Genomic DNA, 1,472 nt, shown 5'->3' with positions numbered 1-1,472 from the left:
GTCTCGGCTCGTATGTTTGTTTCTTAAGTTGAAGATAAGATATTTAGAATAATAAAAGAGTTGATATAGAAGAGTGATTTCGAGGTTCGGCTGGATACTAAATAGGGATATCGTCGCTTAGGTTTACACTCTTGCCAAGCTAATGCTTTAAAGCATTAGCTTGGCTACTTAATAACAGGCTTACATAGGAGGGACAGCGAGGTCTCGGCTAGATACATTTAGATGATATCGTTTCATAGGTTTTGCGCCCTTCTATAATTTTCTTGGAATCTGAACAGTACCTAGATCCTAAAAGTGTAGAGATCGAATCAAATGCGAGCAAAGATGCAAAAGAGAATTCTAGCTTTAAAAAATAGGATATGGCAAAGCGTTTAAAACAAAGTTTAGGTATCGATGTCTCGAAGTTGAATTTATCATTGTCATTAGGTTTTCTGAGTGAACGGCTAGTTAAGGAATTTAAGTCTCATTCAGATGTTTCCAATGATGTCCCCGGTTACAAAGAGCTTTTAAAATGGTTGAACAAATCGGTCGATAGTAATGTTGAGTTGTTGGTTGTCATGGAGGCTACGGGAGTTTACCATCAGGGTATTGCTCATTATTTACATAAACAGGGTTACGCTGTTTGTGTAATGCAATCAGGTCGTGTCAAGCGTTATGCCCAGAGTTTGGATCAACGATCGAAGACTGATGCTTTAGACAGTAAAATGCTAAGCATGATTGGTCTTGAGCGGTCTATTCGCCTTTGGCGACCACCCAGTAAAGAACTGCAACAATTAAAAGCATTGAGCAGGGAGCGCAGTTCTTTGTTAAAGGATAGAACGATAGAGAATAATCGCCAAGGAGCTATTGAATCGAGTGTCTATAGCAATTCTAAAGCCTTGAAAAGGCATAAGAATAGACTGAAGCTGTTCAATAGTCAGATAGAACTAATAGAACAAGAAATGCAAGAACTTACCTCTAAGAATGAGATGTTGAGAAGGAAGATCGGTTTTATGACAAGCATACCCGGTATTTCCTATATTTCTGCGGCTACAGTTATTGGGGAGACCTTAGGTTTTGAATCGATAGTGAACGCAAAACAATTGACGAGCTATGCCGGTTACGATGTCGTATTGCGTGAATCCGGTAATTTTAAAGGAAAAACAAGAATCAGTAAAAAAGGAAACAGCCATATTCGTGCAGCTTTGCATATGCCATCGATGACCTGTGTTCGTTGCAACCCGACATTAAAACAATTCTATAATCGACTAAAGCCTAAAAAAGCAAAACCACTAGTGGCTTTGATAGCGGTTCAAAGAAAGTTGTTGATATTGATGTACACCTTATGGAAAAATGAAGAAGTCTATGACGCGGGGTTTGAAACAAAAAAGCAGCAAAAGCATAAAGCCCTTGCTGCGCGGGATAACAAATTGATCGCTCAACCTGTTTCCTGAAATTTCAAGGAAAAAACTTGTTTTTTGACACAGTACCTA

At 38.8% G+C, this 1,472-nt stretch carries 1 protein-coding gene; it reads left to right on the top strand.

Annotation, left to right across the window (positions count from 1 at the left end; genetic code table 11):
- Positions 1-359: 359 nt before the first annotated feature.
- On the top strand, positions 360-1,433 hold the full coding sequence (locus tag IV512_RS19605) for an IS110 family transposase (protein WP_209406439.1): 1,074 nt from the start codon (positions 360-362) through the stop codon (positions 1,431-1,433).
- The last annotated feature ends 39 nt before the right edge of the window (positions 1,434-1,472 follow it).

It is taken from the genome of Pseudozobellia sp. WGM2, assembly GCF_017810075.1.
Taxonomy (GTDB): domain Bacteria; phylum Bacteroidota; class Bacteroidia; order Flavobacteriales; family Flavobacteriaceae; genus JADNYK01.
The sequence above is the reverse complement of the archived record's forward strand: the minus strand, read 5'-3'. Positions and strand labels throughout refer to the sequence as shown.